Source organism: Vreelandella janggokensis (genome assembly GCF_031451615.1).
GTDB lineage: Bacteria > Pseudomonadota > Gammaproteobacteria > Pseudomonadales > Halomonadaceae > Vreelandella > Vreelandella janggokensis.
The window spans coordinates 364,775-386,473 of record NZ_JARWAJ010000001.1 but is presented as its reverse complement, the minus strand read 5'-3'; the positions used below and the strand labels follow the sequence as shown (position 1 = coordinate 386,473).

Annotated in this window: 22 protein-coding genes; 8 read left to right on the top strand and 14 right to left on the bottom strand. The window is 56.5% G+C overall.

The window, feature by feature from the left end; all coding sequences use genetic code 11:
• Window position 1 precedes the first annotated feature (1 nt).
• Together nirD and QC816_RS01780 are read left to right on the top strand one after the other, a co-directional pair.
• Window positions 2-394: a nitrite reductase small subunit NirD gene (gene nirD, locus QC816_RS01785; protein ID WP_309780669.1), complete on the top strand. Its 393-nt coding sequence runs from the start codon at window positions 2-4 to the stop codon at window positions 392-394.
• 71 nt (window positions 395-465) lie between these two features.
• On the top strand, window positions 466-1,398 hold the full coding sequence (locus QC816_RS01780; protein ID WP_268902529.1) for a cation diffusion facilitator family transporter: 933 nt from the start codon (window positions 466-468) through the stop codon (window positions 1,396-1,398).
• A gap of 52 nt (window positions 1,399-1,450) precedes the next feature.
• Here the strand turns inward: QC816_RS01780 and QC816_RS01775 are convergent, their stop codons facing one another.
• Window positions 1,451-2,938: an alanine/glycine:cation symporter family protein gene (locus QC816_RS01775; protein WP_264823518.1), complete on the bottom strand. Its 1,488-nt coding sequence runs from the start codon at window positions 2,936-2,938 to the stop codon at window positions 1,451-1,453.
• Window positions 2,939-3,070: 132 nt separating this feature from the next.
• Entirely contained in the window at window positions 3,071-3,832 is a 762-nt protein-coding gene (locus QC816_RS01770; RefSeq protein ID WP_085918210.1) for a metallophosphoesterase, read from the bottom strand.
• A 144-nt stretch (window positions 3,833-3,976) separates the two neighbouring features.
• Here QC816_RS01770 and QC816_RS01765 point away from each other — a divergent pair, with 144 nt between their 5' ends.
• Complete coding sequence (locus QC816_RS01765) at window positions 3,977-4,114, top strand: hypothetical protein (RefSeq protein WP_156524473.1); 138 nt, start codon at window positions 3,977-3,979, stop codon at window positions 4,112-4,114.
• Between the two features lie 394 nt (window positions 4,115-4,508).
• Here the strand turns inward: QC816_RS01765 and speG are convergent, their stop codons facing one another.
• A complete protein-coding gene (gene speG / locus QC816_RS01760; protein ID WP_199283809.1) occupies window positions 4,509-5,063 on the bottom strand; it encodes a spermidine N1-acetyltransferase in 555 nt (184 codons plus the stop codon).
• A 114-nt stretch (window positions 5,064-5,177) separates the two neighbouring features.
• Here speG and ltaE point away from each other — a divergent pair, with 114 nt between their 5' ends.
• The gene (gene ltaE, locus QC816_RS01755) at window positions 5,178-6,188 is read left to right on the top strand and encodes a low-specificity L-threonine aldolase (RefSeq protein WP_309780668.1); all 1,011 of its coding nucleotides are present in this window, start codon (window positions 5,178-5,180) and stop codon (window positions 6,186-6,188) included.
• On the opposite strand, the gene QC816_RS01750 is transcribed toward ltaE, so the two are convergent.
• The 5 genes from QC816_RS01750 to QC816_RS01730 all read right to left on the bottom strand — a co-directional run bounded on the left by QC816_RS01750 (window position 6,189) and on the right by QC816_RS01730 (window position 12,128).
• Window positions 6,189-6,794: a LysE/ArgO family amino acid transporter gene (locus tag QC816_RS01750; protein WP_309780667.1), complete on the bottom strand. Its 606-nt coding sequence runs from the start codon at window positions 6,792-6,794 to the stop codon at window positions 6,189-6,191. It abuts the gene before it with no gap.
• Between the two features lie 154 nt (window positions 6,795-6,948).
• The gene (locus tag QC816_RS01745) at window positions 6,949-7,878 is read right to left on the bottom strand and encodes an ABC transporter substrate-binding protein (RefSeq protein ID WP_309780666.1); all 930 of its coding nucleotides are present in this window, start codon (window positions 7,876-7,878) and stop codon (window positions 6,949-6,951) included.
• Between the two features lie 148 nt (window positions 7,879-8,026).
• Window positions 8,027-10,453: a TonB-dependent siderophore receptor gene (locus QC816_RS01740; RefSeq protein ID WP_309780665.1), complete on the bottom strand. Its 2,427-nt coding sequence runs from the start codon at window positions 10,451-10,453 to the stop codon at window positions 8,027-8,029.
• 93 nt (window positions 10,454-10,546) lie between these two features.
• Window positions 10,547-11,572, bottom strand: coding sequence for a FecR domain-containing protein (locus QC816_RS01735; RefSeq protein ID WP_309780663.1), 1,026 nt, complete (start codon window positions 11,570-11,572; stop codon window positions 10,547-10,549).
• 1 nt (window position 11,573) lies between these two features.
• Entirely contained in the window at window positions 11,574-12,128 is a 555-nt protein-coding gene (locus tag QC816_RS01730; protein ID WP_066316993.1) for a sigma-70 family RNA polymerase sigma factor, read from the bottom strand.
• Between the two features lie 195 nt (window positions 12,129-12,323).
• Here QC816_RS01730 and QC816_RS01725 point away from each other — a divergent pair, with 195 nt between their 5' ends.
• The gene (locus tag QC816_RS01725) at window positions 12,324-12,602 is read left to right on the top strand and encodes a type II toxin-antitoxin system RelE/ParE family toxin (protein ID WP_309780662.1); all 279 of its coding nucleotides are present in this window, start codon (window positions 12,324-12,326) and stop codon (window positions 12,600-12,602) included.
• Between the two features lie 14 nt (window positions 12,603-12,616).
• Window positions 12,617-12,892, top strand: coding sequence for a HigA family addiction module antitoxin (locus QC816_RS01720; RefSeq protein ID WP_309780661.1), 276 nt, complete (start codon window positions 12,617-12,619; stop codon window positions 12,890-12,892).
• A 22-nt stretch (window positions 12,893-12,914) separates the two neighbouring features.
• On the opposite strand, the gene QC816_RS01715 is transcribed toward QC816_RS01720, so the two are convergent.
• From QC816_RS01715 to fhuB, 5 genes are all read right to left on the bottom strand, one after another.
• Window positions 12,915-13,307 (bottom strand): type II toxin-antitoxin system VapC family toxin, encoded by a 393-nt coding sequence (locus QC816_RS01715; RefSeq protein WP_309780660.1) that lies wholly within the window; start codon window positions 13,305-13,307, stop codon window positions 12,915-12,917.
• Window positions 13,307-13,537 (bottom strand): CopG family transcriptional regulator, encoded by a 231-nt coding sequence (locus QC816_RS01710; protein ID WP_309780659.1) that lies wholly within the window; start codon window positions 13,535-13,537, stop codon window positions 13,307-13,309. Before QC816_RS01710 ends, QC816_RS01715 begins: the two co-directional genes overlap by 1 nt.
• Window positions 13,538-13,705: 168 nt before the next feature.
• On the bottom strand, window positions 13,706-15,364 hold the full coding sequence (locus QC816_RS01705) for a multidrug ABC transporter permease/ATP-binding protein (RefSeq protein WP_309780658.1): 1,659 nt from the start codon (window positions 15,362-15,364) through the stop codon (window positions 13,706-13,708).
• A 27-nt stretch (window positions 15,365-15,391) separates the two neighbouring features.
• Window positions 15,392-16,171 (bottom strand): siderophore-iron reductase FhuF, encoded by a 780-nt coding sequence (gene fhuF, locus QC816_RS01700; protein WP_309780657.1) that lies wholly within the window; start codon window positions 16,169-16,171, stop codon window positions 15,392-15,394.
• A 5-nt stretch (window positions 16,172-16,176) separates the two neighbouring features.
• Window positions 16,177-18,177, bottom strand: a complete 2,001-nt coding sequence (gene fhuB / locus QC816_RS01695; protein ID WP_085918215.1) for a Fe(3+)-hydroxamate ABC transporter permease FhuB — start codon at window positions 18,175-18,177, stop codon at window positions 16,177-16,179.
• A gap of 175 nt (window positions 18,178-18,352) precedes the next feature.
• Here fhuB and QC816_RS01690 point away from each other — a divergent pair, with 175 nt between their 5' ends.
• Together QC816_RS01690 and QC816_RS01685 are read left to right on the top strand one after the other, a co-directional pair.
• Window positions 18,353-19,297 carry a siderophore-interacting protein gene (locus QC816_RS01690; RefSeq protein ID WP_309780656.1) on the top strand — a complete coding sequence of 315 codons (945 nt, stop codon included), beginning with the start codon at window positions 18,353-18,355 and terminating at the stop codon, window positions 19,295-19,297.
• Complete coding sequence (locus QC816_RS01685) at window positions 19,290-19,910, top strand: cytochrome b (RefSeq protein ID WP_309780655.1); 621 nt, start codon at window positions 19,290-19,292, stop codon at window positions 19,908-19,910. The genes QC816_RS01690 and QC816_RS01685 overlap by 8 nt, the downstream gene beginning before the upstream one ends.
• Here the strand turns inward: QC816_RS01685 and QC816_RS01680 are convergent.
• Window positions 19,896-21,542, bottom strand: coding sequence for a cyclic peptide export ABC transporter (locus QC816_RS01680; RefSeq protein ID WP_309780654.1), 1,647 nt, complete (start codon window positions 21,540-21,542; stop codon window positions 19,896-19,898). The genes QC816_RS01685 and QC816_RS01680 overlap by 15 nt on opposite strands.
• Window positions 21,543-21,699 lie beyond the last annotated feature (157 nt).

The window sequence follows — 21,699 nt, the reverse complement described above, 5'->3', positions numbered from 1 at the left end:
CATGACCGCAACGGCAATGAAAAAAGCGATGGACACTGTGGATTCCGAAAACACTATGACGTGGCAAAAAGTCTGCACCCGAGCCGATCTGGTGGCGTTCTCCGGCGTGGCCGCCTGGCTTAAAACCCCAGACGGCGCCGCCCAGGTGGCGATCTTTTATCTTCCCGACCAGGGAAATGAGCTTTTCGCGCTGGATCATCACGATCCTTTTTCAAACGCCAACGTGATTGCCCGGGGGATTGTGGGCGACCTTAAGGGCGAGGCGGTGGTCGCCTCGCCCATCTATAAGCAGCACTTCCGCCTGGAAGATGGGCAGTGCCTGGAGGATGAGGACGTCAAACTGCGTACCTGGAAGGTCGAGTTCAAAGGTGAGGAAGTATGGATTGAGGGGTAGTGCCATCCCCCTCGTTAACGCGCGCTGCTGTTATACTGTCGCTTTTATCAAGCTCACAGGGCAGTGGCGTCATGAAAACCGAGTCTCGTACCTTAGCCTTTTCCGCCTTCATGGCATTGCTGATCGGCTGTGCAGGCATTGCCGCCACACTGGCCTCCAATTCCCAGGCGATTCTGCTGGATGGATTGTTCAACCTGATCTATTTCGGCGTGGCGCTGGTCACCATCAAGGTCAGCCGCCTTGCCACCCGCCCGGATAGCGAGTCGTACCCGTTCGGCTACAGCTACTTTGAGTCGCTGGTGAACCTGTGCAAGGGACTGCTGATTTTTGGCGTGTCGATATTCGCCCTGGTGGATGCCATTGCGGCGTTGCTGACGGGCGGGCGCGCTATTGCGGCAGGTATCGCCATCGCTTATGCCCTCTTTGCGACCGCCGCGTGCTCGCTGACAGCCTGGGTCATGCACCGCAGTCTGCGCTCGGTCAGCAGCCCGCTGGTGGAAGCCGACAAAGCGAACTGGGTCGTCAACAGCGTTATTTCAGCATCGGTCCTGGCTGCTTTTTGCCTGGTGCTGATCTTCGAAAAGCTCAATTGGCAAAGCGTACTCACTTATATCGACCCGCTGCTGGTCATTGCCGTAGTTGTCTTGTGCATGGGGGTACCGGTGCGCATGGCCTCCCAGGCATTGAAGGAACTGCTCAACAAGACGCCAGAAGAAGCCCTTGCAGAGCCAGTTCATCAGGCCGTCGGGCGTGCACTGGCGGATATCGAGACTCAAGAAGTGCGCGTGCGCATGGTACGCCCCGGTCGCCTGCTGTATGTCATTGTGCACGTGGTATTACCCACTACCCCTGACATTTCCATTGCGGCCCAGGACAAGCTGCGGGCGAAAGTCGATGAAGAAGTCAGGCGTTACTATTCCCCCGTGGTTTGCGACGTGGTGTTCACCGCCGACACACGCTGGGCGGCGCCCTCCTGTGGGCTGCTGGTTGAACCCCATCATTAAACAGGGCGGCCTAGCCGCCCTGATGTATGCTGATCGTCTTTCCTTTTTATGGTCAGGACTTTGTCTCTTTTACCGGCCATACATCGTCATCGACCAGCTCGGGGCGTTTGAGCACCGAGGGATGAAAGACCGGCTCTTTGATGCCCTCCCGGCGTTGGCGCTCGTAGTCTTTGAGCACCGACACGGCGATGGGCCCCATGATCAGGATGGCAAACAGGTTGGTGGTGGCCATCAGCCCCATCGCCAGGTCGGCGAAGTCCCATACCACGCTGAGCTCGGCCACTGAACCAATGAGCACCATGGCGATGATGACAACTTTAAAGACGGTGACCGCTTTTTGCGCATGACGGCGGAACAGGTACTCGATATTCACCGCAGAAAACGAGAAGTTGGCCAGAATCGAGGTGAAAGCGAAGAAGAAGATGGCCACGGCGATAAAGATTTCCCCGAAGCCACCCAGGTGATCGACCATGGCGTCCTGGGTAAGCTGAATACCTTCGATGCTATCCCCCGCTGATTCAGACAGTAGCCGTTCGTACACGCCGGAAAGCAGGATCACGACCGCCGTACAGCTGCAGATCACGATGGTATCGACAAACACCCCGAACGATTGAACCAGCCCCTGGGCGGCAGGGTGTTTGACCGTGGCCTGGGCAGCGGCGTTGGGCGTCGACCCCATACCGGCTTCGTTGGAAAACAGACCGCGCTTGATGCCGTTTTCCATCGCTGCCTTGATCGCATAGCCCGCGGCGCCACCCACGGCAGGACCAAACCCGAAGGCGCTCATCACAATCAGCGAGAGCATATCCGGCACAGCGGAGAGGTTGGCAAACAGAATCCACAGCGCGACCAGCAGATAGGCAATCGCCATGACGGGGACGATTTTCTCAGCGGTACGCGCTACGGACTTGAGCCCGCCATAAATCACCAGGCCCGCCAGGACCGCAATAACGACCCCGGTTAACCAATTGGGTACGCCAAAGGCGCCATTCATGCCCTGGGCTATGGTGTTGGACTGGGCAGCGTTGAATGCCAGGCCATAGGCAATAATCAAAAATACCGCAAAGAGCGACCCCAGCCAGCGCCATCCCAGGCAGCGTTCGATATAGTAGGCAGGCCCGCCGCGAAATACGCCATCTTCATTACGGTGTTTGTAAACCTGGGCCAGCGTGGATTCGATGAAAGCGGTTGCGAAGCCCACCAGCGCCGTCACCCACATCCAGAAAATCGCCCCCGGGCCGCCAATCCATAACGCCAGCGCCACACCGGCAAGGTTGCCGGTACCAATACGCGCCGCCATTGATGTAGCAAAGGCCTGAAAACCGCTCACCCCTTCGCCGGCGCCCCGGGCCGTTACCGTGACGCGGGCCATATGGCCGAACATACGAAACTGCATGCCACGGGTGATGATCGTGAACCACACACCGGCGCCCAACAGCAGGTACACCAGAATATAGCTCCAGATAAAGTCGCTGACCGGCATCATGACGGCATAAAGGCCATCACGCAGCGGGCCGAGTACCGATTCGAGAATTTCCATGGCCATGCTCTCCAGATTGCTGAATAACGGCGGGAAGTGCCTTGCCCCGCAAGCGAGCGGTAGTCTAAATTCGCGCTCTTATTCGAGTCTAGTCAGTTTTTATTCTTGTCGCATCGTGGTCATTCTGGAGACTTACAGGCCCACCACCCAATCTGACTTAAACAGCGGCGGGCTGAACTCATCAGGATAGCCGCCAGGATTGGCAATAATTCTTGTGCCCTCGCGGCACATATCGACTGGCTCATGGACATGGCCGTGTACCCATAAATGCATTTTGCCCATTAGCTGTGGAAGATGAGATGCAAATGCAGGCGAAAGCGTATCGCCTGTGTACTGGTCAGGGATGCATTCACGCATTGGGGCATGGTGGCTAACCACGACCTTGGGGCCGTCAAACTGATCGTCGAGTGACGCTGTCAGCCAGTTCAAGGCCTCTTGGTGCAGCGCTTTACTTGCCCCGGGGGTCATGATGGTACCGGGATGTGATTCGACAATACGAAAATCAGGCATATAGCGCTTCGCTTTTGTGACCGTGTCTTCTGGATTACGTGTCGGGTTGTCAGCGTAAAGGGCAAAGTCTGTCCATAGCGTTGTGCCGTAAAAACGCACCCCATTGAGGGTGACGGCACGATTGTCCAGAAGCTCAATATCGAGCCGTTCGGCTTCGAGCGCCAGCTCTTCACGCAATAATGGCAGGCAAGTCCCGTAAAACTCATGGTTGCCGGGTACATAGATAATCGGCGTGTCAGGAAAGCGCTGCCGGGCCCAGGCCAAGCCTTCACACTGGCGATGGATATCTCCGGCCAGCACGACGACATCGGCCTCAACATCAGGCAATTCTCGGTGACCGTCAAAAAACTCCAGATGAAGGTCCGATAAAATTCGCAACCGCATCCATTTTCTCCTTTCTTTAATCAAGGCAAAACCCAACACCGCCCGATCCCTAATGGCGGTGCCAATACGACCGTTTGAAAATACTTTGCTGCAGTGCAGCAAAGTCGCTATACTGACGTTGTAGTCCGAATAGGAGGGCCACACATGTCTATATCCAATGTATTCTCGACGCGGGATAGCGAAGTACTCAATTTCTGGACACAGCGCGCATATTGGCAACGCGCCGCCAGTGATGCCCTCGCGGATTATTGCGAGTCATTGACTTATTCCTTGCCCCGTTAGACCAAAAGAGAATAATCGAAGCCGAGCTTATGCTCGGCTTTTTCATCTTGTGAAAAGCTTTTCCATCCAATGACATAGCCTGTTTAAGCCAGAATTGTAAGAATATGCTTACACACGTAAGCCAAAAGACTACGTTTTAAGTACTAGATTGCGGGTAAAAAAGTCCTTAATATCGTTTTTCCGCTAACCATGTTGCGATACAGCAGGCGGCTATTTCTGTAACACCACGTTTCCACTCGCCACTCAGGAGTCAACGCCATGCCGTTATCACTCAACGGGGCCAACGTTGATGTTCTCGACGTATGGGCCTCGCGCGCCGAGAAACAGCGCGCTGCGGTAGATGCCATCGCGGCTTACCTAAGCTAGTGACGAACGCCTCTTGATGAGGCGTTTTTTATAAGTCCAATAGATCTGAGCTGTCGGTATCGGTCAACTGCGCCAGGAAAGCTTCCTGCAGGATATACATGCGTTTTACGTCGCGGTATTTGCCATTGATAAAAAACTCCTGCACCAGATGCCCTTCCTCCACAAAGCCGCTCTGCTGATACAGGTGGATCGCCTTAATGTTTTCCACTGCCACGATCAGAAATATCTTGTGTAAATTCAGGATGGTAAAGGAATAATGCAACGCTTGGTGAATCAAGGTCCGAGCAAAGCCTTGGCCCTGATAGTCCGGCGCAATAATGATCTGAAACTCCGCGCTACGGTGAATATAATTAATTTCAATTAACTCGACCAGGCCAATGGCGTTGCCCCTACTGTCCTCGGCAACGAAACGCCGCTCGGCATTGTCATGGATATGCTTGTTGTACAGTTCCTCCAGCTCATCAAAGGACTCATAAGGCTCTTCAAACCAGTACGACATGATGCTCTGGTTGTTATTGAGCTGGTGAACGAAACGCAGGTCGTTGCGCTCCAGGGCACGGAGCTTAAGGTCGGGTGCTGCCATTATTAACGCCTTATCCAAGTCTTTACGCTAGCGTAGCGCTTTTCGCGCTTGTACGGCATGCAGTATGCTCAAGAAAATGTTGTCGTCATTAATCCCGCCGCTCAGGAGATGCCCATGATTGATCTACGCAGTGACACGGTAACCCGCCCCTCCTCTGCCATGAAAGACGCCATGATGGCCGCCCCTGTGGGTGACGATGTGTGGGGCGATGACCCGACGGTCAACGCATTTCAAGCCAATCTGGCCGAGCAGGCAGGTAAAGAAGCCGCGTTGCTGTTTCCCAGTGGCACACAAAGCAACCTGGTGGCGCTCATGGCCCACTGCGAGCGCGGCGATGAGTACATCGTTGGGCAGTCGGCCCATACTTATCGCTACGAAGGCGGCGGTGCAGCGGTCTTGGGCAGCATTCAGCCACAGCCCATTGAGAACGCAGCCGATGGTTCGCTGCCGCTGCAGAAAATCAGCGCTGTCATCAAAGCCGACGATTTTCACTTTGCACGCACCAAGCTACTGGCGCTGGAAAACACCATTGGCGGCAAAGTGCTGCCTGCCGACTACGTATTGAAGGCCACCGAACTGGCACGCGAGCGCGGCCTGGCAACGCATCTGGACGGTGCACGACTATTCAATGCTGCTGTTGCCACCGAGACCTCGCTCAAGCAACTGTGCCTACCGTTTGACAGCGTGTCGCTATGCTTTTCAAAAGGCATGGGCACCCCTATTGGCTCGGCCCTGGTGGGTTCGCAAGCACTGATCGACCGCGCACGGCGCTGGCGTAAAGTGGTGGGTGGCGGCATGCGCCAGTCAGGCATTATCGCCGCTGCCTGTCAGTATGCGTTGGATCATCACATGGCGGACTTAGCCGACGATCACCGCCGTGCAGCGCGCCTGGCAGAAGGTTTGGCGAGGTTGCCGGGCGTCGAGATTACCTCCCAGGCAACTAACATGGTATTCGCGCACTTTCCCGACGAACACGTTCAGCCGCTCTCCGCCTGGCTCAAAGAGCACGGCATTTTGATTGAACTACTCTACGCCACGCGCCTCGTCGCACACCGCGATATCAGCGATGAAGATATCGACAAGGTTACCGCAGTGATGGAGGCCTATTTTAGTCGCCACGGATGACTAGCTGGCGTTAAGCGCAAGATGCACGGCAATCCCAGCCATCATCAAACCAATCAGGCCATCGATAGTGCGCCACGCAATGGGCTTTGAAAGCCAAGGCGACAGTGCGGCACCGCCCCAGGCCAGCAAGCTAAACCACAGTATGGAGGCGGTGGAGGCCCCCGCCACAAAAACCCCGGCGCTCTCCTGCTGAGCGCCAATGGCGGGTATCAGCAGCAACGTGTCCAGGTAGACCTGAGGATTGAGCACGGTCACGGCAAGGGTCGCGAAAATCACTTTGGTTAAACTGCGCGCCTTGCCCGCTTCCGCGTTAAGCCCCTGCCGCCCGCTAACGGCTCTAAACAACGCCTGCGCCGCCAGCCAGCTTAAAAACACCACACCCACCCAGCGCATGACCTCCATAGCGCTGGGCATCGTCAGCAGGAATGCGCTTACGCCAAACATGCCCGACGTGAGCAGAATAATATCCGCGCTTATGCAAAGTCCCGCCGACCACCAGTGGTACTCGCGGCGAATCGCCAGCCCCAGAATATAGGCGTTCTGCGCCCCAATCGCCATGATAATCCCGCCGCACACCACCAGTCCGGTGATATAACTTTCCCACATTGCCCTGCTCCCATTGCCGGAATTAGCGTCGTGTTGATAAATCCTGGCACTAAGGTAACGGGCAGCACTGATAACTAAAAATCATCCTGCTAATGGGGTATTAGTTTTTCTTATTTAATAACCATTTACCAATGCCGGGAAAACGCAATGCGGGTCAGTGCCCCGATGAAGCAGCGGGCTCAGGCTCAGCAGGCGCTGCCAGAGCCTCAACAAGGGCCTCGGCGAAGCGGAGGGCGGAGGGGTGAACGCCGGCTATCCAAAAAGTAGATGGCAAAACGACATAATCATCCCGCTGAACGCTGGGCAAATAGCGCCACATACCACTAGTATCGATACGGTTTTCTATACCTACTGGGAATGCACTCTCGAGAACAACCAGCCTTGCTTCTTCCACATTAAAAAGCTCCCTGATGCTTACCAGTGAATAGCCCCACTGATTGGTTTTTTCTGTCCATGAGTTACTTAAACCCAACTGTTTAAGTACGCCCTGAAACATACTGTTGTCACCATATACGCGGACATAATGTTCGTTGACTAGCTGAACGATGAGCAAAGGTGACTGAGGTGTTATCTCGTTTTTCAATGCATCGAGATGAGATCGGGTGTTCGATATCAGCTTTTCCGCTTCTTCCCTTTGATTGATGGCTTTGCCAATCTCAAGGGTGAATGCATCGAGACTTGCCCACAGGCTGTGGTGTCTATTGCTGACATAGGGATAGGATTGGATAATAGTAGTAGGTGCAATATCCTGTAACCTTTGGCCTAAGCGTGTCTGGCTAGGAGAAAGAAGTATTCGCTCTGGTGAAATATTACTGAGCAGTTCCATATTTGGAAAAGTCTGTATTCCAATATCGGTGATGTCGGTATCTTTATATTCAGCGCCAGTCCATGTGTGGAAAGCATCAATATTACCTAGTGATGCAGAGTCAGGTTCAAGTGAGAGAAGTGTTTCTGCAATGGTCCAATCAAAAACGGAAATGGAAGAGGGCGCTTTAGCTGCCATTGATGAGTTGGCTATTAATGAAAAACATGCCATAAAAGCAGTAAAGCGCCATTTTCTAGAAATGAAATTTAAAGATTTCACAGTAATGCCTTTCAGGAGGTAGCTTAGTTTATTTTGAATAAAATTTTCATTTTTTATATTAACTATGTGAATTTTTAGTTTTTAATGACGAAATATTATTCAGCCCTGGTGGCGCAGGGCTGAAAAAATGAATGTTAAAGTTTAATTTTTAGAAGTCATATTCCATCGTCATCATGAAATTGCGTGGAGCACCATAATAGTTATGCTTGGTTTCTCCTCGAACTGTGGAGTAATATTCTTTATCGGTTAGGTTGTTGCCATTAAAAGAGATGTCCAAATTTTTATTGACCCGATAGCCGACCATGGCTGAAACAGTGGTATAGCCGCCTTGCTCTATACGAGCATCACCGCTTTCAGCGTAAACACTGCTGACTGTATTTATGCCAGCACCAAGGCGCCACCCCTGGTTTGGATTCTCGCTAAAGCGATAACGTGACCATAGGTTGAAACTATGCTCGGGTGTGTCAGGCGAGAGTGTGAGTCCTTCTGAACCAGCGTCTCTTACGAACTCAGTCTGCGTATAAGCATAACCAGCGGTGAGATCCCACCGAGGCAGCAGTTGGCCGCTAACTTCTAATTCGAAGCCTTCACTCTTTGCTTCGCCGATAGGAATCGAGAAGCCAGGATTATTAGGATCGCTGTAAGCGCGATTGGTGTCTTCGATACGGAAAACAGCAGCATGCCAGTTCAAGTCACCCTCAGCGTGTGAGCCCTTAATACCGGCCTCGTATTGCTCACCCTCTCTTGGCTTGATGGGGTTGCCATCATTTCCTATAGCCGTTTGTGGCGCAAAAATACCAGTGTAGCTTGTGTATAAATTGAGCTCTTCGTTGAGGCGATAGATTAAACCGGTATAGGGGATAAATTCGGTACCATCATCACCGGACATTTCACCACCAAGAAAATTACTGGTTTCCCACCAATTGATACGGCCACCAAGCGCAAGTGTAAAATCATCTAACATATTGAATCGAAAATGACCGTAGGAAGCATATTGTTCGATATTAAGTTCAGTTCTACCTGGGGTGCCGTCAAAATCTGGTTCTGTGCGGTTATTGTTTGGGTCGAACAGATTCTGGGGAAGATATTGAGGAGCACCGTAGACCCATTCATTACTTAACTCGCTTTTTTGATAGCTGGCACCAAATACAGTTTCATGACTCGCTCCAGCCAATTGAAAAGGAGAGCTAACCTGTGTCTCTATATAATCATCCTGCTTCTCCAGATCCCATGCGATCTGACGAATACCAAAATCGCCTGTGTTTTGATCAGCGACTAGAACCCCTTCACTGCTTTTTCTCAGGCTTGCATCGCGATCCAGGCGATTAGCCTTAAAGGTTATTTCGCCACCGTTAGCTAGGCGATGCTCAAGTTCTACAAAATAGCGTTGCGCGTCTCCTGTTTGCTTATCCCAATCGGATCCGAGGTAGGTCGAGCGGTCTACATTCGGTAGGGTGCCATCACTGTATGCCGGTAACCCAGAATGAGGACGAAACTCTTCATCTTGTGTAGTAACGCCCATTGAGAGTGTCGTTTCGGGAGATAAATCGAACTCAAGCGTGCCGTAACCGATTTGATTCTCTGAGTAAACGTGATCAATAAAAGAGTCTCTATCATCGTAGAGACCAACGAAGCGGCCTCGCACTCGTCCTTCGCTGTCTAGCGCGCCGGTAACATCGACAACGCCGCGATAAGCATTATCCGTACCTGCGGAAAGGGAAATCGAGGTTTGGCTCTCAGCCAAAGCGCGTTTACGAACTAGGTTGATAGTGCCGCTAGGCTCGCCAGCTCCATGGAGAATGCCAGCAGGGCCGCGCAGCACTTCAATACGATCAAGCAAAGCCGTATCGAATACCCCAGCGCTTTCCCAGGCGCTGCCTGCATCCTGAACTGGACTGCCATCCATGAGAAAAGAATCGATATTATAGCCACGAGCCTTGATCACGTACTGATTGGGGCCATACTCATTTACAGTAATGCCTGTGACATTTCGCATTGCTTCAGATAGTGAGGTAGTGCCCTGGTCATCCAAGCGCTCTCGCGTCACAACGCTAACGGACTGAGGCGTTTCCTTCACCGACTGAGGACCTAAGCCGATAGTAGCGCTTTCACTTGTATAGGAATTGCTGTTTTCGGTCATGCCGAAAGGCAGTCGCTCTCCGGTCACTTCCATCGCGGACAGCGCCACCTCATCAGACCGTTCCTCCAACCGATAACTGCCGTCGCCCTGGCGCGTGGCCTTCAGGCTGGTGCCGTTTAGCAACTTTTCTAGCCCTTCATCGACGCGATACTGGCCTTGCAGGCCAGGGCTTTGGCGGCCTTCCCCTAGCTCACCGGCGCCGCTGATAAAAACGCCTGACTCGGCGGCAAAGCGGTTAACTGCCGTGCTGACCGGGCCCGCGGGAATATCGTACTGACGCGTTTGCTGCTGGCTGGTCTGCGCCATGGCAGGTAGCGGCGTGACTAGCAAACCGGCGGCGGCGATGTGGACTGCCAGCACGAGGGCGCGGCGGCGCCTTGGGTGCTGACGAGTGGCGGTTAGCGATGGATAGAATGCAGAGTGCTGTTGCGGCATATCGGTTCCCCTTGCAGATGGTTTTTGGCTGCTTATATAGGGGAATCGAGCCAGCGCGAAAAAGGGGAACCCGAAAAACCAATTTTTCTCTTTTTATTCTTGGCTGGGGCTTGCTTCGCCTGCCTCGATTTTGATCCACCAGGGCATTACCCGGCGCACCTTTACCGGCAACGTGGTCTCGACCATGTTCAGGGAGCGCTCCAAGTCATCGAGCGGGAAAGCGCCGAGAAGGGTGAGATCTGCCACCGCCGGGTCGACCTCAAGGTGGCCACGGTGATGGCGGCTAAGAGCCGCGGCGAAGTTTTTAAGCGACATGTTCTCAGCCAGCAGAATGCCGTTGGCCCAGGCTTCCCGACGGCCTTCGGCGGGGGCGAGTTCCCCAATGCGGTCAGCAGCGTAGCGGGCCTGCTGCCCGGCATTGACCACCTGCCGCTGGCTCGCATGCTGAGCATCGCCCAGGGTCTGGATCGCCACGGCGCCCTCAAACACTGCCAGCAGTTCGTCGGTTTGGTGTTGGCGCACGCTGAAGCGGGTGCCCAAGGGCGTTAGCCGGGCACTCCGGGTATCGACATAAAATGGTCGTTCGGGGTCTTTGCCGGTCGTAATCAGCACTTCGCCCGCCACTAGCTGCAGTCGGCGACGCTGGCGGTCGTAGTCCACGTCCAGCGCCGAGGCGCTACTTAGCCACACTTGAGTGCCGTCGTCCAGTTCGATGCGGGTGATATCGCCAGTAGCGGTGCGGTAGTCGGCGCCCCAGTAGGCCACCCACTGGGGCAAGGGCGTCCACTGCCAGGAAAGCCCGAGCAGCACGGCCGCAATCGCCAGGCTAGAGAGCCCACTCAGCAGGTGCCACCGCCCTCGCCGTCGATGCCGCGCCGAGCTGATGACCCGGTCGGCTGTGTCACGCTCCGCCTCATCCAGGTTGGCGGTAAAACGACGGCTGACGACTTCCACTTGCTCCCAGGCCCAGCGGTGGGTATCGCTGTCGTCTAACCACGCTTGCCAGCGTTCAAACTGATCTGAAGAGAGCTCCCCCGCGTGCCACTCGACAAACCATTCGGCGGCTTCGGCCAAAGCGCGGCGCTTGGCGGCGTCATCAGGGCGAGCAACAGAAACCATGTTAGAGGCTGGCCTCGAAACCGGTTTCGATCAGTGCGCATTGCAGCATGGCTTGAGCCATGTACTTCTTAACCATACGTTCGGAAACGCCCAGTTCTTCAGCAATCTGGCGATAGGGTTTGCCGTGCAGTTGGGAGGCAAGAAAGGCGCTGGCGACTTTCTCGGGTAGCCGCGCCAGCATGCGGTCTATTTCGCACAGTGTTTCGATGACAATTTGCTGGTGTTCGGCAGAGGGCAAATGCGCCTCGGCACTGGCCGCCAGAGATTGCTGCCAGGCACGCTCGATATCCTGGCGGCGCCAATGATCCACGCATAGCCCTTTAGCCATACGGCTGAGATAGGCTCTGGCACCGTCGAAACTATCCAGATGGCGGGGTGTTTTCAGTAACCGCACAAACGCATCCTGGGCCAGATCCGCCGCTGACTCACTGCACCCCAACCGCTGGCTGAGCAGCTGCTGCAGCCAGGGTTGATGGTGGTGATACAGCTGACCGAGGGAGTCTCGACAGCCGGTATGGTAAGCCGCAGGCTCGGCTGATCGGGGTGCCGCCGCCATATAAAAAGTGCCCCACTGCTTCGAAAATGATTCTTATTCTTTTTCAATTTAGAGGCAGTGTCAATGTCCACATTCACTTCAGAGCCTATGGCAGGTCAGCGAAGTGAAGATAAGCGCACTTAGCCCAGCATTGCACATTGTCGCGCGACACACTACAATAAATAAAAACTAGTTAGGTATAAGCCGGTACGATGGATGATTAAAAGCATCAAGCATAAGGGACTAAAACTGCTTTTTGAAAAAGGCAGCACCAAGGGCGTTCGTGCCGATCATGTCGACCGTCTCCGTGATCGTCTGACCGTACTGGACGCAGCCACGAGTCTAGACGATATAGCGGCTGGCAACTGGGGCCTTCACCCTCTAACTGGAAAACTGGACGGCCAGTATGCCATCAAGGTGTCGGGTAACTGGCGGCTGTTCTTCGAGTTCCGAGACGGTAATGTTTACCTGCTGGACTATGATGATTATCACTGATGGGAGAACAAACCATGGCGATGTATAACCCCTCACATCCGGGTCGCATTATCCGGCAACGTCTGATTGAGGATGAAGACGGCCACAAGATTGGCAGCGTGGCATCGGTCGCTGAACAACTCGGCTGCCACCGCAACACCCTGAACCGGGTAATTAATGGCAGCGCCTCCGTCACACCTGAAATGGCATTGGCTCTGGAAAAATTGCATGCCGGAAGCGCCGAGTTCTGGCTATCCATGCAGGCCAATTATGATCTCTTTCAGCTTCGCCATAATCGGGGCGCGGCTTAGCCGAGCGATACCGCGCACCCAGCTAGTACCAATCTTCAACCACCAGTTTCTTAATGCGTTTAAATTCCCCAGTATTGTGGGTTACTAATGTGCCTCGGTTGGCGAGCGCAGTACCGGCTATCAGCGTGTCGTAGGGGCCGATAGGAGTTCCCTGCTTTTCCAGGGTCGCGAGAATTTGCGCTGAGGCTTTGGATTCGGGTGTGGAAAACACAAGAATTTGTACAGTGTCGATCAGTTTGTCGAGCTGCATCGCTCTCTTTTTGGGAGCAGACGATTTTGCAATACCAAGCTCCAACTCGTACAACACAATCGCAGGTATGCCAATATCGCCAGGCTTTTTTGACAAGAGGGTATCGGCGACATTGCCCATGCCTTTGAAGAAGTAGATGAGCGTATTGGTGTCAAGCACATACATCAAAGTGGTTCCCGCTGATGATCGGTGCCGGTTCCTGCCCGCATCTCCTCCAGGGACGGAAACTCATCCCAAGCCCCCGCCAGTTCGACCACCGCCTGTGGCCATTCATTGGCAACCTCTTCTTTGATCAGATTAGTAATCCATTTGCTCTTGGAGATATTCATCGCCTTGGCCGCCGCCGCCATCTTCTTCTCGGTATTATCATCGATATAAATCGTCACCTGGCCCATGACACACCCTTTGTCAGCAAGTATATGTTGAAATATATGTCCCGGTAATAAAAGCGTCAAGGCTGGCGGTGCCAAGTGCTGGCATCTGGGGCCTTAATCTTCTAACTGGAAAACTGGATACTTCGCCATCACCAGGGCGCGGCTTAGCCGAGCGACTCACATCAATGACTACTCATTCACCCGGGCCACTGCATCGCGGCTGGCGGCTTCCCGCTGGTCACCGGTGAGTTCGACCAAATGCCCCTGGCGCATTTCCAGCAGGCGGTCGGCCTGGTCGAAGTAATGATCATCGTGGCTGATGACCACCAGCGTCTTGCCGAGTGCCCTTAGTTGGGGGAGTAGTTCACGGTAGAACACCCGCCGGAATTGCGGGTCCTGGTCGGCAGCCCACTCGTCGAGCAGCAAGAGGTCGCGCTGCTCGGCCACCGCCAGCAGCATCGCCAGGCGCTTCCGCTGCCCCTGGGAGAGGTTGGCGTTGGTGACTCGATCGCCGTCAAAATCGAGCTTGCTGTGCATGCCCAGCGCTGCCAACCACTCTTCCATCAGCGCCGGGTCGGGTGACTCGCCCGCCGGGCCGATCAAGCGGTCAAACAGGTGCAGATCGGTGTAGATAGCCGAGATGTGCTGACGATAGGTTGTCCAGTCTTCCTCTTGCAGAGGCCTGCCATCGACCCGGATGCAGCCGCTTTGGGGCTGGTATAGCCCAGTCAGAAGCCTTGCCAGGGTCGACTTGCCGCTGCCGTTACCGCCGATCAGAAATAGCACCTCGCCGCGTTTTAACGTCAGATCAATAGGGCCAATGGCAAAACCCGGCCGCGCCTCTTCCGCGGGGTATCGATAGGTGATTTGATCCAGCGCCAGCGTTTGCCACTCATGACGCTGGGTAGAATGTCCGAACGGTTCGTGGTGTTCGGCCAGATCGAGCGAGCTAATTTTTTCGAACGCTACCCGGGCGTTGATCAGCGGCGGAAAGGCGCCAATGGCCTGAATCAGCGGCGCGCGCAGAAATAGCAGCGTGAGCGAGAAGGTGGTCGCCACCTGCGCCGACGACCAGCCGAGGCCATTGGCCAGGAAGAACACCACGCCGATGGCGCCCAGCATCATGATGTTGAACCAGTTCACCGCGCTGAGATGGTAGGTATCGCCGCGAATGATATGGTGGCGATACGCTTCGGCGTTGGGGGTGTAAACGTCACGGTACAGCCACTCGGCGCGGTCGCGATTGAGCGCCAGTTCTTTGCGCCCTTCGATCACCGACTGGTAGTCCTCATAGAGGCGGTCTTCAGCATCGCGCAGCTTGGCCATGTGCCGATAGACCTTCGCTACCAGGCGCATGCCCACCAGAATCGTAAAGATCACCCAGAGCGCCGTCACGGCCAGCATGGCAGGGGCGAGCCAGGCCAGATAAAGGGTCACGCCCGCCGTCAGCACCCCACCCTGCACCAACTCCGGCAGGCGCACGAAGGCCACAGTGATATAGCGCACGTCACTGGATAAGCTGGCCAGCAACCGTGCACTGCCAATCTGTTCGATACGCTCGATATCGGTATCCAGAATGCGCTTGATCAGCTGCCCCCGCAGCCTATAGACGAAGTGGTGACCCAGGGTGGTCAAGGCTAATTGCGAGGCCAGGGTGATCGCCAGCAACAACGCCACCAGCGCCAGAAACTCAGGCAGGATTCGCCAGGGATCAGCGAAGGTGCCTAGCATCCGTTCATTGATATAGGCAATGACCCCGATGCCAAGGCCAGCGCTGACCAGGCTGAGCACCACCACCGCCACGAAGGGCCAGCGGTAATCACGCCAGACAATCCTCAACAACTCCATGAATAGGGCTCCTTGGCGATTCGGGGGTTAGCGCCGACGCTTGGTCGGCTTGTTTTCAGGTTTGAGTGGGCAGCCGCCACACAGGGGTTCGCCGGGCAACCTGTATTTGATGCAGCACAGGCGCCTCACCCTGGACGGCGTCTCAGCGCCCAGTTCAAGATAACGTACCGGCTGGTAGAGCGGATTGCGCCGCCCATCGGGAAGCGTCCTGGTGTCGAGATAATCCAGCAGCGGCTCACCCGCGCCAGTAAATTCCGGGTGCCGGGAGCAGGTCTTCCCCACAAACTCCACATAGTGGCCAAGGTTGCTCCAGAACACCTTTTCAGACAGCCCGGAGACCAAAGCCAGCGCTTCAATGAGCGATGCACAGTGGTCATCGAATAGGCGGCTGAATCGCGCCTGGGGCGCTTTGGACGCCAATGGCACGCCCCCGTGGGGCAGCCAGATACGCGCGGTCTGACCCTTATCGCCAAGCGCCAGCCGCAACGCATCCCCACCCACCGGTAAGTCGTAACCCAATAACAGATTGGCCACCAGCGTCGGGATCGAGACACTGCTGAAATGAAACTTCGACCAGATCGACGCAATGGCTTTGGGGTCAGCATCGTCACCGTGGCTGCGGCCATAGCGCGCCAGTTGCTCACTCAAGAAGCCTCGATCCAGCAACGCAGAGGCCGCCAGCGTCGGCTCATCAGGCGGACCAAACGCCGGGGCCTTCATGTTATCCAGCGGCGGCTGGCGGTAAAGCGCCAACAGCGCCTCCGCAGGATCTGCCGCTGCCAAAAGCTCACTCGGTTTGGTCGCCATGTTATTCATAGCCGCCGCAGCCCCCACATAAAGTAAGCCCCGCCAATCAAGGAGGCGACCAAGCCGGCCGGTATCTCATACGGGAAAATGATTTGGCGCCCCACCCAGTCCGCCAGCACCATCAATAGCATACCGATCAGCGCAGCCCCTAGCAGATGCTGCCCTGCCCGGGAGAAGCCGACCAGGCGCGCCATATGCGGCGCCAGCAGGCCAATAAACGAAAGCGGCCCTACCACCAGAGTGGCGCAGGCGGTGAGTAGCGCCACCAGTACCAGCAACGCCAAACGGGCGCGGTTGAGGTTGACCCCCAATGCCCGCGCGGTGGGTGCCCCCAAAGGCAGGATATCCAGCCAGCGGGTCAACGGCAGCGTCACCAGCGCCAGCGCGGCAGCGATTACGCCGACGATCACCGCATTGGTGATATCCACATAGTAGGTAGAGCCCGCCAGCCAGGCGATCACCTGCTGGCCACGTGGATCGCCACCCGCCAGCATCACGCTGCGCACCGCATCAAACAACGCACTGACCGCCACCCCGGTGAGCAGCAAACGCTCCGGGAGATAACCACTCTTGCGGTTAATGCCCACCAACACCAGCAGCGTCGCAAAAGCCCCCAGGGTACCCACGCCAATCAGCATCATATTGGTGGGCGCAGGCAGAAGGAAGATGCCCAGAATCAGCGCAATGGCACAGCCCCCGCTGATACCCAGCACTTCGGGGCTGGCCATAGGGTTGGCGGAAAGGCGCTGGAGAATCGTCCCGGCAGTCGCCAACATTAAGCCACTGGCGGCGGCCGCCATCACCCGGGGCACGCGCCACTGCATGACGTTCCAGTTATCAGGCGACAGCAAATACCAGCCATCAACTCCCTGTCCAACCAACAGACCAAGCAGCGTAGCCCCCAGAAGCGCGAGGATTAAAGCGGTGGCCAAGCGGGTAGGTGCGGGGTGGCGATGGGCGAAAACCCCCGCCCCTTTCGGCGGCTGGTCGCCCTGCAGCTTCAGGCGTGGAATCAGCCACATTAACAGCGGCGCCCCTAGGGCACCGGTAATTGCACCCGTCGGCACAAAGGCCGCCACCATCCCACCGAACTGCTGCAGCAGCAGATCCGTGGTAGCCAGCAGCACGGCCCCCAATAGCGTCGACCAGAGCAGCCGCGGTCCCAGGCGCCGCGCACCAGCCATGCGCACGATATTGGGCGCTGCCAAACCGATAAAACCGATGATGCCTACCACGCTGACAATGCTGCCGGTAATGAATACGGCCAACCCCATGCCCGCAAAGCGCAGATAGGCAAGCGATACCCCCAGGCTCTTGGCGCTGGCATCGTCAAGCTCCAGCACCGCCAGAGGGCGCAGCAGGAACCAGGCGGCGACACAGCTAATCGCCAGCCGCGGCCAGAGGGTGGCAACGCCGTCCCAGCCGTTTTGCGCCAGAGAACCCGCCCCCCAGATCAGCAGCCCCGAGAGCGCCTCGTGGTTGAACAGCAGTAGCGCCGTAGACAGCGCCCCCAAGTACAGATTGACCACCAAACCCGCCAGCACCACCACGATCGGCGCCAGCCCGCGCCGCCAGGAAAGGAGGAATACCAGTCCTACCGCCAACGCGCCGCCCAACAAGGCAACCCATTCGCGCCCGGCGACAAGCAGCCCCGGCGCCAGCAAGGTGGCGGCCATCAACGCCAAATTAGCGCCCGACGCCACCCCCAGCGTGGTGGGCGACGCCAAGGGGTTGCGCAGCACCTGCTGCATGAGCACGCCTGCCAGCCCCAAGCCGCCCCCGGCCAGCAGCGCGATCGAGAGGCGCGGCCACCAAGCATAGTGAAGCAGCAGCTCATCAACGTTCTCGAAGGAAGGCGCCACTAATGCCTGTAGCCCTATCGTAATTCCCCCTTGGCCCTGCAGGCCCAGCCAAAATAGCACCGCCATCGGCAGGCTAAGCAACAGGCAGGCTTTCGCGGGCGACATGCCTCCCACCCGATGGGCAACTTGCGAGGCGCCTAGCATAGTGGACACCCTCTTGTGAACACCGAACAGCTCGCCACGCGGGGCATAATAGGCAACAGCGTCATTGTCTAAGCCTTAATCGTTCAGGAGGTTAATGATTAAATTATTGACAACGATTCTAAATGATAATAATTAGCACTACAATTGACTCCTTATATAAAAAGTAGGCATCACAATGGCAACCAAACCGAGCTACCGGCTTTTTGATATCACCCTCGCCCGGCGCACCCAAGTCAGCGCCTCATTAGTCAGGTTTACTTTCACTGGCCCGGAAGTCAGCCAAATGGCGACCTACGCCCCGGATCAGCGCGTCAAGCTGTTCTTCCCCGAAGGCGGTGGCAGTCTCGACCCGCTGTTTGAGATCGCCAAGCTGGAAGAGCACGACTGGTACGGCGCCTACCGCGCACTGCCGGACGCCCAGCGGCCTTCTGCGCGTACCTACACCATCCGTGCGCTGCGCCCGGAGCAGGCCGAGGTGGACGTAGAATTTGTACTCCACGGCGACAATGGCCCCGCATCGCGCTGGGCGATGCACGCTCGTCCCGGTGACCGGCTCGCCATGACGGCACCCGACGCTAACGCGGAAGGCTCAAAGCTAGGCTTCGAGTGGAAGCCGCCCCAAAGCGTGCGCCGGATCCTGATCATCGCCGACGAAACCGCTCTCCCCGCCGCCGCCGGTATTCTGGAAACCCTCGATGACCTGCCGCTCAAACCCAGGGCCGAAGCGCTGTTTGAGGTGCCCCGCAGCGACGATGTCCAGCCTCTGCCCCAGGTCGCCAAGCTGAACTGGCTGGCCCGCGACGCTGAGCCCGCCTGCCAGCACGGTGAGCTGCTGATGAGAGCGCTGCGTGATATCGATTTGCATACGGAAATTCAAGCGCTAGGCGGCACGCCTGCTAACACCACTACCAGCGCCACGACCAACGACGACAGCGACGATGAGGAAGGCCCGCTCTGGGAATCCGCCACCCTGGAAGACAGCGCGCCCTTCTACGCCTGGATTGCTGCTGAAACCAAGGTCGCCATGAAGCTGCGTCGCTACTTGGTTAACGAGTGTGGGTTACCCAAACAGTACGTCACCAGCATGGGCTACTGGCGCCAGGACAAGGCCAATGGATAAAGGCGCAGCAAATAGCACAGCGCTCAACAGTGATCACACAAGCAAGCCAGTTCAAGCGACCATTGGCTGGCGAGACAGCCCCAGCCACTACGGTCGCATAAGCCGTGTGCTTCACTGGCTGACCGCCGCGCTGGTCACGCTGCAATTTACCGTGTTGCTGGCCTGGCGAGGGATGGGCGAAAACGCTATCACGCTCTTTTTGGCGAGCATCGGGCCTCATGGCTCGTTGGGTTTTATGCTCCTGATCGTAACCCTGACGCGACTTGGCTGGGCATGGGTCAACCGCAAGCAGCGTCCTCCGCAGCCGCCTGGATGGGGTGGTCGCATGGCGCGCCTTGTACATATCGCCTTTTATGGGCTGCTGATTGGGCTACCCGCTTTTGCCATTCTGCGTCAGTACGGGCGTGGCGGGGCGCTGCGCTTTTACGGTATGGAGCTACTGCCCGAAGTCGAGCGCGACATCACCTGGATGACCGCCCCCGCCGCTCTTCTCCACGGCCCACTCTCGTGGCTGCTGTGTGGGTTGGTCATCGGCCATATCTCGATGGCGCTGATTCACAGGTTCTGGCTCAAGGACAAGGTATTGGCGCGGATGGTGTCAAGTGGCCACTGAGGGTGCCACCTCCACCTCAGCGTCAGCCGACTGCTCTGGTGCCAACAGCTTGCCGCTTTCCAGCCGCACCAAGCGATCCGCGAGTTGGAAGTAGCGGTTATCGTGGGTAATCACCAGCACCGCTTTGCCCATGCGTTTTAGCTCGGGCAGCACCTCACAGTAGAACACTTCCTTGAACAACGGATCCTGATCCGCCGCCCACTCGTCAAACACCAGGAAGGGCCGATCCTCAAGGTAGGCAACCACCAGCGCAAGACGCTTACGCTGGCCCTGGGAGAGCGACTGGGTAGTGAAGGCACCGTTCTCAACCCGCACCTTGTGCTGCAGGTGCAGCTTGGCCAGCAGGCGGTTGCCTTCTTCGTCGAGATCTTCCCGCGGCGCTTCCAGCAGGCGCTCGAAAAGATGGAAGTCCGAGAACACCACCGAGAAGAGCTGCCGGTAGGCATCCCAGCCATCCGCTTCGACCCGCTCTCCATTGAGCAATACCTCGCCACCTTCCGGCGGGTAAAGCCCCACCACCACTTTGGCCAGCGTGGTCTTGCCGCTACCGTTGCCCCCCACCAGAAACACCACTTCGCCTGGCGTAAAGCTCAGATTGATCGGCCCCAGTTCAAAGACGTCATCGCTCTGCTCGTGGTAGTACTGATGGGTAACGTCGCGCAATTCGAGACGCTGCAAAGCAGGTACCCGAGGTGACGCCTGCCGCTCCTGCCCCTGGGGCATCTCGCGGGTGATGTCATCGATGCGGCTAGCGGCAACCCGCGCCATATTGATCCGCGGAATATTGATCAGTAAGCCTTCCAGGGGCGTCACCATATACACAAAGACCAGAGCAAAGCCGGTCATGACCTGGGCTTGGTTAGGCCCATCGCCCGCCAATACAAACAGCACCAGGCCAATAAAGGCGTACATCAGGAACTGCCCCCAACTGGTCGAGATCACGAACAGCGACATGCCATGGGTACGCAGCCGCCGCACGCCTTCAACCGACGCTCCCAGTACCTGATTCATGAACGTGTGGCGCTTGTCCTGATGCAGGCGAAGCTCTTTCGCCCCATCGGTCAGCGCGCGGAAATGCCCAAATAAGCGATCCTGCTCTGAGGACGCACTCTGGAGGTAACGAATAGCGCGTAAGTGCACCAGGTGATAGCCAACAGCGCCCAAGCCAATCACTCCCAGGGCAAACAAGAACACCTGCCATGACAGCATCGCCAGGTAGCCCAAGCATCCCACCACAATGACCGTATTGGTCAAGATCACCGGCAAGCTAACGAACAGTACCGCCACATTGTTGCTGTGCTCGGTGAGCGCCGACTGGACCCGCGCACTGCCCACGCGCTCGAACTGAGCAAAGGGGGTCTCAGCCACGCACCGGGCGACAAAACTGCGTAACTCCGCCAGGGCACGCTGCCCTAATCGTTCGAAGAGTACCGTCGACACCATGCGACATGCCATCAACGCCACAGCGATCCCCGCAAAGGCCCAAGCCGCACTGGCGCGACTGGCGGTATCGCTGGTTAACGCCGTATTGATCTGGGCGATCAGCATTACGCTGAAAAGCCCCGCGAGAATACTGGCCAGCGCAGCGGCGGTCATCAGCCCGCGGGTTCGACGAATCAGATAGACAAGCACGTTCACCTCGTTGGAAAGCAATTAGAAAGCGACACCTATAGATACAGACGAATCGCCACCCCAGAAAATTAGCCAACATTTATGTAAACAACCCTCATTCTCATTCGTCTTTAGATAAGGAAGTCAGTAATACCGCCTTTTTGTTGATATTTGATAG

Bases quoted from the DNA above. Each gene is read 5' to 3' on its own strand.
- QC816_RS01725 (WP_309780662.1), top strand. From the start codon at position 12,324: ATGATTAAAAGCATCAAGCATAAGGGACTAAAACTGCTTTTTGAAAAA.
- speG (WP_199283809.1), bottom strand. From the start codon at position 5,063: ATGGCAGCACCCGACCTTAAGCTCCGTGCCCTGGAGCGCAACGACCTG.
- QC816_RS01710 (WP_309780659.1), bottom strand. From the start codon at position 13,537: ATGGGCCAGGTGACGATTTATATCGATGATAATACCGAGAAGAAGATG.
- QC816_RS01750 (WP_309780667.1), bottom strand. From the start codon at position 6,794: ATGTGGGAAAGTTATATCACCGGACTGGTGGTGTGCGGCGGGATTATC.
- QC816_RS01720 (WP_309780661.1), top strand. From the start codon at position 12,617: ATGGCGATGTATAACCCCTCACATCCGGGTCGCATTATCCGGCAACGT.
- QC816_RS01685 (WP_309780655.1), top strand. From the start codon at position 19,290: ATGGATAAAGGCGCAGCAAATAGCACAGCGCTCAACAGTGATCACACA.
- QC816_RS01715 (WP_309780660.1), bottom strand. From the start codon at position 13,307: ATGTATGTGCTTGACACCAATACGCTCATCTACTTCTTCAAAGGCATG.
- QC816_RS01780 (WP_268902529.1), top strand. From the start codon at position 466: ATGAAAACCGAGTCTCGTACCTTAGCCTTTTCCGCCTTCATGGCATTG.
- QC816_RS01735 (WP_309780663.1), bottom strand. From the start codon at position 11,572: ATGGTTTCTGTTGCTCGCCCTGATGACGCCGCCAAGCGCCGCGCTTTG.
- QC816_RS01705 (WP_309780658.1), bottom strand. From the start codon at position 15,364: ATGGAGTTGTTGAGGATTGTCTGGCGTGATTACCGCTGGCCCTTCGTG.
- QC816_RS01690 (WP_309780656.1), top strand. From the start codon at position 18,353: ATGGCAACCAAACCGAGCTACCGGCTTTTTGATATCACCCTCGCCCGG.
- QC816_RS01770 (WP_085918210.1), bottom strand. From the start codon at position 3,832: ATGCGGTTGCGAATTTTATCGGACCTTCATCTGGAGTTTTTTGACGGT.
- nirD (WP_309780669.1), top strand. From the start codon at position 2: ATGACCGCAACGGCAATGAAAAAAGCGATGGACACTGTGGATTCCGAA.
- QC816_RS01730 (WP_066316993.1), bottom strand. From the start codon at position 12,128: ATGGCGGCGGCACCCCGATCAGCCGAGCCTGCGGCTTACCATACCGGC.
- fhuB (WP_085918215.1), bottom strand. From the start codon at position 18,177: ATGCTAGGCGCCTCGCAAGTTGCCCATCGGGTGGGAGGCATGTCGCCC.
- QC816_RS01775 (WP_264823518.1), bottom strand. From the start codon at position 2,938: ATGGAAATTCTCGAATCGGTACTCGGCCCGCTGCGTGATGGCCTTTAT.
- QC816_RS01740 (WP_309780665.1), bottom strand. From the start codon at position 10,453: ATGCCGCAACAGCACTCTGCATTCTATCCATCGCTAACCGCCACTCGT.
- QC816_RS01765 (WP_156524473.1), top strand. From the start codon at position 3,977: ATGTCTATATCCAATGTATTCTCGACGCGGGATAGCGAAGTACTCAAT.
- fhuF (WP_309780657.1), bottom strand. From the start codon at position 16,171: ATGGCGACCAAACCGAGTGAGCTTTTGGCAGCGGCAGATCCTGCGGAG.
- ltaE (WP_309780668.1), top strand. From the start codon at position 5,178: ATGATTGATCTACGCAGTGACACGGTAACCCGCCCCTCCTCTGCCATG.